This window comes from Pseudotabrizicola sp. (genome assembly GCF_030684215.1).
In the GTDB taxonomy this organism is placed as follows: domain Bacteria; phylum Pseudomonadota; class Alphaproteobacteria; order Rhodobacterales; family Rhodobacteraceae; genus Pseudotabrizicola.
In genome coordinates, this window is the sequence record NZ_JAUXOV010000074.1 from 1 (window position 1) to 12,140 (window position 12,140).

A 12,140-nucleotide genomic window follows, 5' to 3' on the forward strand; every position below is an offset into this window, starting at 1 on the left:
ACGGCGTCAGCGAGGCGAAACAACTTAAAGGCCTTTAGGACGAGAACGCCCGTCTGAAACGGCTTCTTGCTGATGCCATGCTCGATAATGCCGCGCTGAAAGACCTCTTAGGAAAAATGTATGGTCCGCCCCGCTATTGCAAGGTTTTCGTGGATGACGCACCGGCTTGCGTAAATGTATCCGGCCTCTGATCAGTCAGCCGCTTTTGGCGACAAGGCCTTGATGAGATCCGCCCCTCGGGTTCCAGATTAGTGGCGCGGGATCGTGTCCCGTTTTTTTGCGCGTGGCTTACCCGTGGTCGATCAACCGTTTGGTCATCACGTCCCCTGCAATCGGTTTTGCGGTGAAGGGGTCAGCTTGTCGCTGTGCCTTTCGACTGCAAATAGACAGTGCCGGGCCTGGTCAGGATGGCCCAGACGATCCGGGTCAGCTTGTTGGCCAAGGCGACCACGGCCTTGTTGCGGTGCGTTCGCGCCTCAAGCGCCGAGAGCCAGCCGCCGAGGGCATGGTTAGCCCGGTTTAGATGCAAAAGGCATGATCTCGCGCCGTGAATGATGAGCCGCCGCACATAACGATTGCCGCGTTTGCTGATGCCCAGAAGGGTCTGCTTGCCCCCGGTCGAATGCTCTGCAGGCACCAGCCCCAACCACGCGGCCAGATCACGAGCCTTGCGGAACTGTTGTCCGTCGCCCGCTGCGGCAACAAGCGCGGTAGCGCCGAGCGCCCCGATGCCCGGAATTGTGACGAGGCGGCTGACGGTATCGTTCTCGCGGGCATAGGCTTCGACCTTGCCATTCACGACCTTGATACGGCCCTCAATGTAGCCGAGGTCATCCAGCAACTCACCGAGCAGCACCCGCATGCTGGATGTCAGATCGTTCTCCTTGTTGACCAGATGCTTCTGGATATCGGCGTGGAAGCCGCCTGCACCGACCCGCATCGCCAACCCGTATTCAAGGCAGAACGCGCGCGCCTGGTTCATCAGCGCTGTTCTTTGCCCGACAAGCTGGTCGCGAATACGGTGCAGCGCCTGCAGATCGACCTGTTCGGGCGTCCGCACCTCCACAAATCGCATGGTTGGCCGCGTCACGGCTTCGGCGATGGCTGCTGCATCGACGGTATCGGTCTTGTTGGATTTGACATAGGGCTTCACAAAGCGTGCGGGGATGATCCGGGCGTCATGGCCCATCGCCGCCAGCCTGCGCGCTAACCATTGTGAGCCCGGACAGGCCTCCATTCCGACCACCGCGCTTGGTGCTATCTCGAAGAAGCCAATCAGCGTGTCACGTGAGAACTTGGCGCGCTGGATAATGGCCCCAGCGGCATTCAAGGCCACAACGTGGAAGACCTTCTTGCCGATATCAATGCCGAAGGCGACAGTCTCAGGGATTGGTTTGGTTCGCATCCTTTCTCTCCTTCTGCTTTGCGATGCCGCAATACTGACGCTTGGGTGCGGGGCGGACCATCCCATTAGTGGTGACGCCCGCTGCGAAGCGACAAGCGGTCGCCCATCTGGTGGCAAGTCACGAGATGAGTGAACGGCGGGCGTGCCGAGTTATCGGCTGTTGCCAGATGACCGTGCGATATGAGGTCGTCCGCTAAGAGGATCCTGTGTTGAGGGAACGGCTGAAAGAACTGGTCAAAGCCCGACGGCGTTTCGGCTATCGGCGGCTGCATGTGTTTCTTCGGCGTGAAGGCCATGAGGTCAATCATAAGCGCCTGTTCCGCGTTTATCGCGAGGAACGGTTGCACGTGCGCCGCCGCGGTGGACGCAAGCGGGCAATGGGCACACGGGCACCGATGGTGCTGCCGCTGATGCCGAACCAACGATGGTCGCTGGACTTCGTGTCCGACCAGCTGACGGATGGTCGCCGCTTCCGGATCTTGACGGTGGTCGAAGACTGCACTCGGGAATGCCTCGCCTTGATCGCCGACACCTCGCTATCGGGTGCACGGGTGGCGCGGGAACTAGCCGCGCTGTTCGACGCCCGCGGCAAGCCTCAGACGATTGTCAGTGATCGACGAAGATCAGAAAACGATCCAGGGGATCGTTTTCCTGAGGAGGGGGACCGAGTTCACCTCGAACGCGATCCTGAAGTTCGTGGATGATCGCAAGTTTGACTGGCACTATATCGCGCCCGGAAAGCCGACCCAGAATGCCTTTATCGAGAGCTTCAATGGCCGTCTGCGGGACGAACTCTTGAACGAGACCCTGTTCCCGTCCCTGCATCATGCCCGCGCCACGCTCGCCGCCTGGCGCACGGACTACAACACCGAACGGCCCCACTCCCGCCTCGGCTGGCAGACCCCAGCCGAGTTTGCCCGAACCTTCGCCCCGCAACGGGGCCTGACGCTGCGCAATCCGAAAGGCTCCGCGCCAGCCCCCGTTGCCCAACCCGCCCAATTGGGCAAAACTCAAACCCGGAGTCTCGCTCACGCTGGATAAAAGTTGGGGGCAACGTCAATAAGGGCAGGTTACAATGCACCTTTCAGCATTTCAAGCCCGACGGACATGGCTCAGTCTAAGCCGGGCGCCATCAAAAGGCTCAGACGCTCGCCACTTTCAGCATTTACTTTTTCAGCTCGGAACCGCACCAAACGCAACTTTCACAACCTGCGCAGCTGCACCGGCTACATACCCCGACCATCGCGCCATCAGAACCCGCCGCTTTTCCAGCAAATCCGAGCGTGCATAGGCCCGCTCGACATCGTTGCCGACCTTGTGCGCCAAGCTCATTTCCGCAACCTCGCGCGGTGGGTTCGCCGCCTCGGAAGCCCAATCACGGAAAGCCGATCGGAAACCATGCACCGTGATGCCCTCTACTTGCATCCGGCGCAACAGCATCAACATGGCCATGTTCGACAATGGCCGATGCCGCTTTTGGCCTTCAAACACATAGTCGGACTGCAACGCGCGCAGGGGTTCGATGATCGCCAGCATTTCATCGGTCAGCGGAACGCGATGTAAAATCCCGCCCTTCATCCGTTCCGCCGGGCAAGTCCACAACCGAGCGACAAAATCAAACTCCCCCCATTGTGCGTTCAACACCTCACTCGTGCGTGATCCCGTCAGGCAGGTGAACATCAGCGCTTTTGCCGCCATGGCATCGCGTGTCTGCAAGTCGGCATAGAAGGCTGGCACCGCTTGCCACGCCATCGCATTATGATGCTTGGGTTTGGCCTTCACCTTTGGCAAAACTTGCCCATCATGGATCGCGGTCACGGGATTTTCACCCGACCGAAAGCCTTTTGACTTGGCCACGTCCAGAACGATTTTGATCCGCTGCGCCAATCGCCGTGCCGTTTCGTGCTTATCGGTCCAAATCGGGGCCAGACACATCATCACCTCTGGCTGGCCAATGCTGTCAATCGGCATCCGCCCGATTTTGGGAAAGGCATAGTCACGCAAGGTGTTGATCCACTGCGCGCCGTGCTTGGCGTTCTTCCACGTTGGCATCCGGTCAATATGGACCTGACCTGCGATTTCCTCAAAGCTGGGGATTTCGCGGCGGGCGTTAAAGCGGGGGTTCAGACCCGCTTTTGCCATACGCCGATACTCCAGCGCCCGCTCCCGCGCCGTGTTCAAGGTAATAACATCAGCCCCGCCCAAACCGAAGTCCGTCCGAAGGGGCGCACCTTTGAGATTGCGCTGACCTTTGACCACCACCCGCACGATCCAGCGGCGAGCGCCAGAGGGATCAACCACCAGGTAAAGCCCGCCACCATCGCCATGCCGCCCAGCACCCAAGCTCTCCACTAGCTTCTTGGTCAGCTTACCGGTCAGGGCCATCGGTCATACCACAATTCATACCACTCAAGAAAACGATATGGGCATAATCGAAAGAAATCCAGAAGAAACAGAAGCGGCAGAAAATACCAATGAAATAAAGAAATAAAGCCACTTAAAGCGACCCGTTCAAACTGGTGGAAATGGTGTGTTGGCGGACAGTGAGGGATTCGAACCCTCGAGACGGTTCCCCGCCTACACACTTTCCAGGCGTGCGCCTTCGACCACTCGGCCAACTGTCCGTGGACGCCTCTTAATCGCGACTGGAGCAAAGATGCAAGAGGGGAATTCTGGAAACCGGCGGGGTCTGTGCTTTCGCCAACACGGTTGCTGGCAGGCTTGGCGCGACCTGGGTTTCGACGACGTGCAGATCACGGCACAGGCGATCACTGCCACGCATTTCTGCGCGAAAGCCGACGATATCACCGACCTCGACAGCCACCATCGGATTGCGCCAAGCAGTCGGGCCGCTGGCGATACCAAGTTCTTTGGAGTCTTCGCACCATACAATGGCGCGAAAGTCCTGTCTGGAGTACCAGATCACCACTCCATGCATGCTCATAAAACCAACTCCTTCGATCAGGGCGCGCCCCCAAAGCGCGTACTGTCAAATTTTAGGCGGCAGGACCAGTTTCAAACAGCCTGTGTTATGTGTCAGGCGTGACGTTGATAAGCGTCAGCTTGGTCGGCGCTTGACGCTGTTTAGCATCAGGTGATAGGGCCTGCCATACGAGTACGCAGGCAAGAGAAGCGCGATTCTGGGCAACACGATGACAAGACGCACTTCGCCGAATCCGGCAGATCTTAGGATGATCCTTGGCGATAACCTGCGCCAACTGTGTCGCGATACGCAGTCAATCAGCGAGATGTGCCGCACGATCGGGGTCAATCGGACACAATTCAACCGCTACCTTAGCGGCACTGCGTTTCCACGCCCTGATGTTCTGTTCCGCATTTGTCGCCATTTCGAAGTGGATGCGAATATCCTGCTGCACCCGCTTGCCGATCCGGTAGCCTCGCAGCCCATCCTGCCCCCGTCGACGGGTAGGCTGGTGATTGATACCCAACGACCATTTGATCACTATCTCTTGCCAGACGGCGTCTATTGCTATTGGCGCAAGTCTTTTCGGCAGCCCGAGCGCGCCTATTTAGGCATGTCGCTGATCTATAGTAAAGGCGGCGAAAAACTGTGGAAAGGTTATGATATTCATGATGTTGCTATCCGTACAGGAACCAAACGGCATGCAAGGTCTACCTGCTATGATGGAAAGCTGATCCAGCAATTTGACGGGTTCGCACTGATGTCGCGCACCCCCCACAACGATCAGATGAATGTCACTTATTTCGAGTACGGTCTGGATGCTATGCCCGACTATTACAGCGGTATTTCTTTTGTTACCCGCCGCCGCCTGTCCGAAGCAAACCGCCTGACCGCCATTGTGATGCAAAGGCTGCCTGATAAATGCAGTGCATGGCTGGCCGCGGCGCGGACATCTGGAACTCTTGCGATGGAGACTTTGCCCACCCATATCCACGCGGCACTTGACCGGGTGCCAGACCGGCTTTGACGGCCCGCGTTACGCGCTGAATGACAAGCTGACACGCCGGTTCTGACGGCCCTTGTTTTCGATCTTGATGATCTCAACCCGGCCGACCTCGCCGGTGCGGGCCACATGGGTACCCCCACAGGGCTGCAAGTCGATCGGGGCTTCCCCCTGTCCGATCCGCACCAGCCGCACCCTACCCTGCCCCATCGGTGGCATCACCGACATGGTTTTGACCAGCCCCGGATTGGCCAGCAGCGCCTCATCCGTGATCCACTCATCCCACACCGGCACATCACGATCAACAAGCGCATGAAGCGCCGCATTCAGCCGTTCTACATCGGCGGGCGGCTCTGGCATTGCAAAATCCAACCTGCCCCGCTCTGCCCCGATCTGACCGCCGGTAACGGGCAAGGGAATGACAACGGACAGCAGGTGCAGCGCGGTGTGCATCCGCATATGCCGGTGCCTTCGCGTCCAGTCCAGCCGCTGCGCAAGCACAGCACCCACGGGTGGCAGGGCCAGAGGTTCTGACGGAACAAGCGCAACCTGCCCGCCCTCAACCTTGACCGCAGTTGCGATGGTCAGGCGGCCACCCGCCCATTCCACCCAGCCACAATCACCCGGCTGACCGCCTCCGGTGGGGTAAAACACCGTCTGGTCAATCAAAATCCCGCCTTCTGGTGTATGGCCGGTCACGCGCGAGTCGACCTGCTGAAGATAGGCATCTTCGCGAAACAATAGCTGGGTCATTGGTCAGTCCCCTCCCCTTTCCGGGCCAGGCTCTATGCCAGTCAGCCCTTCACCGGGGAACTGGTCCTTTGGCAGGGTGCCGGGCGGCTTTTCTTCGGGCGGGGGTGTGTTGGCCTTGGTCGCGGCCGCTGCCATCGCGCCCGGGATAGAGCGCAATATCTCGGCAATCTCGGCCGCATTGCGCAGTGTAACATCTGACTGCGCAAAGGGAATTTCGATCCCTTCTTCGGCGAAGCGTTTGGCGATCTGGTGGTTGATTTCGCTGCGCACTGAAAGTGAAAAGTTCACATCGCGCAAAATCACCCTGATTTCGAAATCCATAGAATCCGCACCAAACGCCATGAACGCGACCATGGGCGGTGGGTTCAGAATGGCCAGAGGCTGCGCCTCGGCAATTTCCTGCAATATCCGTGTCACCTTGCGGGTGTCTGACCCGTAGGCCACCCCCACCGGCACAATCAACCGCCCCGACAGGTTGAACCGGGTCCAGTTTGTCACCCGCCCCGCCACCAGATCGGTGTTGGGCACGATGACATCGGTCCGGTCAAAAGTCTCGATCCGGGTGGAGCGCACCGAGATCGACTTGACCTTGCCCTGCACGCCGCCCACCTCGATCCAGTCGCCTTCACTCACCGGGCGTTCGATCAGCAGGATGATGCCCGACACAAAGTTCGACACGATGTTTTGCAAACCAAAACCGATACCGACCGACAAGGCCCCAGCGACGATGGCCAGACCCGACAGGTCAATCCCGGCAGAGTTGATGGCGATCAACCCTGCCAGAAAAATCCCGACATAGCCCACACCCGACACCAGCGCGTTGCGCGCGCCCTGATCCAGACTGGTGCGCGGCAGGATAGACCCGCGCAACGCGCCCTGAAACAGCCGGGTGACCATGATGCCGACGCCGAACAACACCGCAAAAAACAGGAAATCCGTGGGTGAAATCCGCGTCTCGCCCAGTGTGAAGCCTTCGCGCATCCGCGTCCAAAGCTCGGTGATATCCGCCAGCCGCGCGCCCCAGATCAGCGCGAACACCGGCAGGGCCGCCAACACCAGACCAAAGCCCACCAAAACCGGCACCAGCGCATTGCGCGCGCCATCTTCATTGCGCGTGATCACCGCATAGATGTCAGTGACCACGACCTGAAGAATGTACAGCAGCCCCATCAGCCCCAGCGACGTCGCGGCCGGAAACACCATTGCACTTGCGGCGGGAACATAGCCGATCGCTGCCAGAATGGGGGCCACAATGCCGATCAGCCCAGCCCCACGCCCCAACAGCGACACGATGCGGTTGCGAAAGCCAACCTCGTCATCGGCTGCACTGTCGGCGGCCACAGTCAGTCGGATCAGACGACCGACCCGCACCAGCAAAAACGCCGCAACAATGATCGTCGGAAAGGCCAGAACGCCGCGTGTGGCCTCGGACAGGGCCTGATGATCCATCACCGCCAGCCGCAACGCATCAACAGCCAGCAAAGCACCGTAGAGTGCGGTCAGGAAGCGACCCTCGGCCCTGAGTTCATTGCTCAGGCGCACCGGCAGAAAGTCGTGAGTCCTTGGAAAAAGCTGCATCCCAAGCCAGATCGCCGAAAACAGCAAAAAGCCGGCAACAGGGAGTGTTTCCAGCAACAAATTGCCGACAATACCAAAGACGCCTGACAAACGCAGCGCATGTGACAGGGCCATCACCCCAAGAGTTGGCACCGCGATCTGGCCCAAAGACAGCACAAGTGTTGCCACCCGCACCCCGCGCGCCGACCAACGTGTGTTGATCCGAACCACCAAACCCTCAATCAACGAGCGGCCGCGCCAGATCAGGCCAAGGCTGATCAACAGAAAAAACAAGACAGCCGGCAGGTTGTCAGCCAGCATCCCACGGGCAGCATCAGTCACCCAACGCTGCCGGACCTCGGCCCAGATGCCCGCCACAACCACCGACACGTCGCGAATGGCTCCGGGCCAGTTGGTCGGGTTCAGGGGAGACGGATAGAGTTTGAGCAGCTCATCCGCCTGCCGCTCGCGCAGGGTCCGGTCAATCTCGGCGATCAGACCGTCCGCTCTGCGATAGGCTTCCTCTGCCGCAATACCCGGCGCCTGAAGCCGGACCAATTGGTCGGTCAGTGCCGCGCGCCGCGCTGCGATTTCATCCGCTTCGGTCTGCCCGTCCGTAGGGGCTGCCCCCAAGGCGGCAATCTGCTGGCGCAAGGTCGCGATGCGCGAAGAATTGGTGCTTTGGGCAACCAGAAGCGCCTCGCGCCAATCCACCAGTTGGGCCCGCTGAACATCCAAGGTCAACGCTGTTGAATTTGAATTCTCCAAGGCATCTTCAGCCCGCTCGGCCACGGTTTCCCATGCGGCATAGTCCAGATCAGTCGCAGGTACCGCGATCTGAGCCACCGGCGCGCCCACGCCATTGGCCACCACATCGCCACCGGCAGATTGCTCCGGCGCAAGCATCGGCTGAACGCCCTGCACTGCGCCACCTTGCTGCGCCAATGCCACAGCGGGCAACAGGCCCAGAACAAGTGCTGCAACAAGCGCCCGAAGGAAAACCAGACCGCGACAGGGGATCATGCGTCCTCGAACACGCTTGGCAAGGCCTTGGGTGCAGAATCCAGCCACGCAGGCACCGGCAATCCCTTTTCCTTCAGGAAGGCGGGATTATACAGCTTGGACTGATAGCGGTTGCCGTAGTCGCACAGGATGGTGACGATGGTATGCCCCGGCCCCATGTCTTGCGCCATGCGGATAGCCCCGGCAATATTGATGCCCGACGAGCCGCCAAGACAGATGCCCTCATCTTCCAGCATGTCAAACACTAACGGCAGCGCCTCTGCATCCGGGATGCGGTAGCTGAAATCCGGAGTGAAGCCTTCAAGGTTGGCGGTGATCCGACCCTGACCGATGCCTTCGGTGATGCTGGAGCCGGGGCTTTCCAGTTTTCCGGTCGTGTAGAACGCATGCAGCGCCGCACCCTCCGGGTCTGCCAGCCCGATTTTCACGCCTTTCGGCTGCAAGGCGATGCCGACGCCCGCAAGCGTGCCGCCCGAGCCGACCGCACAGATAAAGCCATCAACATTGCCGCCGGTCTGGTCCCAGATTTCCGGCCCGGTGGTTTCAACATGAGCCAGACGGTTGGCCACGTTGTCAAACTGGTTGGCCCAGATCGCACCATTTGGTTCGGTGCGTGCCAAAGCTTCGGCCAGACGCCCGGAATAGCGCACATAATTGTTGGGGTTGCGGTAAGGCGCGGCTGGCACTTGCACCAACTCGGCACCTGCAAGCCGCAACATGTCTTTCTTTTCCTGGCTTTGGGTTTCAGGAATGACGATCACGGTCTTGAACCCCATCGACGCCCCCACCAGCGCAAGGCCGATACCGGTGTTGCCCGCCGTGCCCTCGACAATGGTGCCACCCGGTTTCAGATCACCGCGCGCCACCGCATCGCGGATGATATACAGCGCCGCGCGGTCTTTGACCGACTGGCCGGGATTGAGAAACTCGCATTTGCCAAGAATGGTGCAGCCCGTCATCTCGGACGCGCGCTTGAGCTTGAGAAGCGGGGTGTTGCCAATGGTATCGGCAAGATCGGAATGAATGCGCATGATCGACCCTCTTGTCCTTTGCCTTATCTGTAGGCAAGTCAGACGCCAACCTCAAGCAGTGCCCGCATCTGTAAGTGCGAAAGAGAACAGCGCGCAACCTGCAAAGGCTGCGCGCTGACCGTGCCGGGGTTGCGCTCCGCGCGGGAGTATTTCAAAAGCAGCAATGCCAAAGGCGCCGCGCTTTGGGAAGGTCAGGCAGAAACCAACAGACCGTCAGCCTTCAGGCCCGCGTAGCATTCATCCAGACTGGTCTTTGCGCGGTCCATCAGAATGTCGATTTCAGTGGTCGTGATGACCAGAGGTGGCGAGATGATCATCCGGTCACCGACATGGCGCATGATCAGATTGTTGGCAAAGCAACGCTCGCGGCAGCGCAAGCCCACGGTGCCCTGCTCTCCGGCAAATTTGGCGCGCTTGGCCTTGTCCGGTGTCAGCGCGATGGACCCCATCAGGCCGACCAGTTTCGCCTCACCCACCAGCGGGTGATCGGCCAGCGCGTCCCAGCGTGCCTTGAGATAAGGATGCGCCACGTTGCGGACGTGATCGACGACATGTTCCTCTTGCAGGATGCGCAGGTTCTCCAACGCCACCGCCGCCGCGACCGGGTGGCCGCTATAGGTGTAGCCGTGGAAAAACTCGCCACCCTCGGCAATAGTGGCCGCCACTTCGTCGCAGACAACGGACCCGCCGATCGGCTGGTATCCCGAGGACAGACCCTTGGCGATGGTCATGATATGCGGCTTGATCCCATAGGTCTGCGACCCGAACCAGTTGCCGGTGCGGCCAAAGCCGGTGATGACCTCATCAGCGATCAGCAAAATGCCGTATTTGTCGCAGATGCGCTGGATTTCCGGCCAATAGGTGGCGGGCGGAATGATGACACCACCCGCACCCTGCACCGGCTCGCCGATGAAAGCTGCGACCTTGTCAGCGCCAAGCTCCAGTATCTTGTCCTCAAGCTGACGCGCACGCTCCAGCCCGAAGTCACCCTCATTCATATCGCCGCCATCGCCCCACCAATAGGGTTGGTCGATGTGCACGATGCCGTCAATCATCCCGCCATGGGCATGAATCGGGGCCATACCGCCCAAAGACCCGCCACCCATAGTCGAACCGTGATAGCCATTCTTGCGACTGATGATGATGCGCCGCTCCGGCTGGCCCTTCACATCCCAATAGCGCCGCACAAGGCGGATGTTGGTGTCATTCGCCTCGGACCCCGAGCCTGCAAAGAACACATGGTTCAGATCGCCGGGCGCCAGTTCCGCAATTTTGGCGGCCAAAGCGATGGCGGGGACATGGGTGGTCTGGAAAAACGTGTTGTAATAGGCCAGCTCTTCCATCTGCCGTGCGGCCACCTCGGCCATGGACTTGCGCCCGTAGCCGATGTTCACGCACCACAGCCCCGCCATCCCGTCGATAATCTGATTGCCCTCGGAATCGGTCAGCCACACGCCTTTGCCACGCGTGATAATCCGCGCGCCTTTGGCCGCCAGACCATTGGCATCGGTAAATGGATGCATGTGATGCGCCGCATCCAAGGCTTGAAGCTCGGCGGTCGGCAGGTGGTTTGTGATCATATTCATGGCCATGCCCTTTCGGTTGAGGCAGGGCATCTGGCCCCGGCTTGGCCGCAGGATAGAACCAAATTCAGCCCGGTTCAAGAAATTTGATCAAATTATTTAAGCCTGCCTTGCCAGCTTCATCTTGGCTCGAATTCCCACGGCGCAACGGCCCCGCCAGCGCAACAGCGGCAAGGCCGGCGCAGCCGTCAGATCCCACCTTGGGCGAGAGCCAGTCTGACCTGTTCGACGCCCTGCGCGATGTCGCGCTCGATGGCCTCGCGCAGGCCAATGGCATCACCCGCCCGCATCGCAGCCAGCGCTTCGGAATGTCGGTCTGGCAATGCGGTGCTGCCAAAGCGGGCGCAGACCACCCGCAATGAGGGGCCAAAGCGCAGCCACATCGACCGCGCCATATCCACAAGAATTGGCGCCCCCGAGGCTTCATACAAGCAAAAATGGAACGCATGGTTTGATTGCAGATAGCCCGGAATATCGCCCGCACGGATCGCTCGGTCCACGGTGTTATCGATGGCCTGCAACTGTCCAATCAGCGCCGGGGTCAGGTGGGCTGCGGCCATCTCGGCCAGTTTCGGCTCTAGTGTCGTCCTAGCAAAGGCCACCTGATCCAGCATCGCCTCAGTCATGCCGGGCACGGCCACCCGCCGGTTGCCCTGCGGCTCCAGCGCGCCTTCGGCAGTCAGACGGCGGATCGCCTCACGCACCGGGGTCATGCCTGCTCCCAGATCGGCGATAAGACCCTGAATGGTCACCGCCGCCCCCGGCTCCAGATGCCCGAACAGGATCATGTCGCGCAACTGAGCATATGTCAGCTCATGGGTCGGAATCTTCCGGCTGTCCGCGTCCATAAGGCCTCCCCGCT

General features: G+C 60.0%; 9 protein-coding genes, 1 tRNA gene and 3 pseudogenes. 4 read left to right on the plus strand and 9 right to left on the minus strand.

What is annotated here, in order from left to right; translation table 11 throughout:
* Positions 1 to 116: pseudogene (locus Q8K08_RS18190) on the plus strand (IS3 family transposase); the annotation flags it as partial.
* Between the two features lie 236 nt (positions 117 to 352).
* On the opposite strand, the gene Q8K08_RS18195 reads toward Q8K08_RS18190, so the two are convergent.
* Positions 353 to 1,405, minus strand: a complete 1,053-nt coding sequence (locus tag Q8K08_RS18195) for an IS110 family transposase (protein ID WP_305251102.1) — start codon at positions 1,403 to 1,405, stop codon at positions 353 to 355.
* Between the two features lie 68 nt (positions 1,406 to 1,473).
* Between Q8K08_RS18195 and Q8K08_RS18200 the strand changes: the two are divergent.
* Positions 1,474 to 2,446 (plus strand): annotated as a pseudogene (locus Q8K08_RS18200) (IS3 family transposase); the annotation flags it as partial.
* Positions 2,447 to 2,578: 132 nt separating this feature from the next.
* Here the strand turns inward: Q8K08_RS18200 and Q8K08_RS18205 are convergent.
* The 3 genes from Q8K08_RS18205 to Q8K08_RS18215 all read right to left on the minus strand — a co-directional run bounded on the left by Q8K08_RS18205 (position 2,579) and on the right by Q8K08_RS18215 (position 4,349).
* Positions 2,579 to 3,790 carry a site-specific integrase gene (locus tag Q8K08_RS18205; RefSeq protein WP_305251104.1) on the minus strand — a complete coding sequence of 404 codons (1,212 nt, stop codon included), beginning with the start codon at positions 3,788 to 3,790 and terminating at the stop codon, positions 2,579 to 2,581.
* 149 nt (positions 3,791 to 3,939) lie between these two features.
* A tRNA-Ser gene (locus Q8K08_RS18210) sits at positions 3,940 to 4,029 on the minus strand.
* A gap of 11 nt (positions 4,030 to 4,040) precedes the next feature.
* Complete coding sequence (locus Q8K08_RS18215; protein ID WP_304798236.1) at positions 4,041 to 4,349, minus strand: hypothetical protein; 309 nt, start codon at positions 4,347 to 4,349, stop codon at positions 4,041 to 4,043.
* A 304-nt stretch (positions 4,350 to 4,653) separates the two neighbouring features.
* Here Q8K08_RS18215 and Q8K08_RS22010 point away from each other — a divergent pair.
* Positions 4,654 to 4,704, plus strand: a pseudogene (locus Q8K08_RS22010) (hypothetical protein); the annotation flags it as partial.
* 54 nt (positions 4,705 to 4,758) lie between these two features.
* Entirely contained in the window at positions 4,759 to 5,355 is a 597-nt protein-coding gene (locus tag Q8K08_RS18220) for a hypothetical protein (protein ID WP_305251106.1), read from the plus strand.
* Between the two features lie 9 nt (positions 5,356 to 5,364).
* Here Q8K08_RS18220 and Q8K08_RS18225 read toward each other — a convergent pair whose 3' ends face one another.
* From Q8K08_RS18225 to Q8K08_RS18245, 5 genes are all read right to left on the minus strand, one after another.
* Positions 5,365 to 6,084 carry an alanyl-tRNA editing protein gene (locus tag Q8K08_RS18225; protein WP_304798231.1) on the minus strand — a complete coding sequence of 240 codons (720 nt, stop codon included), beginning with the start codon at positions 6,082 to 6,084 and terminating at the stop codon, positions 5,365 to 5,367.
* Between the two features lie 3 nt (positions 6,085 to 6,087).
* On the minus strand, positions 6,088 to 8,664 hold the full coding sequence (locus Q8K08_RS18230; RefSeq protein ID WP_304798229.1) for a DUF3772 domain-containing protein: 2,577 nt from the start codon (positions 8,662 to 8,664) through the stop codon (positions 6,088 to 6,090).
* Positions 8,661 to 9,695 carry a cysteine synthase A gene (locus Q8K08_RS18235; protein WP_305251108.1) on the minus strand — a complete coding sequence of 345 codons (1,035 nt, stop codon included), beginning with the start codon at positions 9,693 to 9,695 and terminating at the stop codon, positions 8,661 to 8,663. The genes Q8K08_RS18230 and Q8K08_RS18235 overlap by 4 nt, the downstream gene beginning before the upstream one ends.
* A gap of 191 nt (positions 9,696 to 9,886) precedes the next feature.
* Positions 9,887 to 11,281: an aspartate aminotransferase family protein gene (locus Q8K08_RS18240; RefSeq protein ID WP_305251110.1), complete on the minus strand. Its 1,395-nt coding sequence runs from the start codon at positions 11,279 to 11,281 to the stop codon at positions 9,887 to 9,889.
* Between the two features lie 185 nt (positions 11,282 to 11,466).
* Positions 11,467 to 12,126: a GntR family transcriptional regulator gene (locus Q8K08_RS18245; RefSeq protein ID WP_304802213.1), complete on the minus strand. Its 660-nt coding sequence runs from the start codon at positions 12,124 to 12,126 to the stop codon at positions 11,467 to 11,469.
* Positions 12,127 to 12,140 lie beyond the last annotated feature (14 nt).

What these genes read in the sequence shown, in the direction of transcription:
- Q8K08_RS18195 (WP_305251102.1), bottom strand. Translation starts at nt 1,405, where the DNA reads ATGCGAACCAAACCAATCCCTGAGACTGTCGCCTTCGGCATTGATATC.
- Q8K08_RS18205 (WP_305251104.1), bottom strand. Translation starts at nt 3,790, where the DNA reads ATGGCCCTGACCGGTAAGCTGACCAAGAAGCTAGTGGAGAGCTTGGGT.
- Q8K08_RS18215 (WP_304798236.1), bottom strand. Translation starts at nt 4,349, where the DNA reads ATGAGCATGCATGGAGTGGTGATCTGGTACTCCAGACAGGACTTTCGC.
- Q8K08_RS18225 (WP_304798231.1), bottom strand. Translation starts at nt 6,084, where the DNA reads ATGACCCAGCTATTGTTTCGCGAAGATGCCTATCTTCAGCAGGTCGAC.
- Q8K08_RS18230 (WP_304798229.1), bottom strand. Translation starts at nt 8,664, where the DNA reads ATGATCCCCTGTCGCGGTCTGGTTTTCCTTCGGGCGCTTGTTGCAGCA.
- Q8K08_RS18235 (WP_305251108.1), bottom strand. Translation starts at nt 9,695, where the DNA reads ATGCGCATTCATTCCGATCTTGCCGATACCATTGGCAACACCCCGCTT.
- Q8K08_RS18240 (WP_305251110.1), bottom strand. Translation starts at nt 11,281, where the DNA reads ATGAATATGATCACAAACCACCTGCCGACCGCCGAGCTTCAAGCCTTG.
- Q8K08_RS18245 (WP_304802213.1), bottom strand. Translation starts at nt 12,126, where the DNA reads ATGGACGCGGACAGCCGGAAGATTCCGACCCATGAGCTGACATATGCT.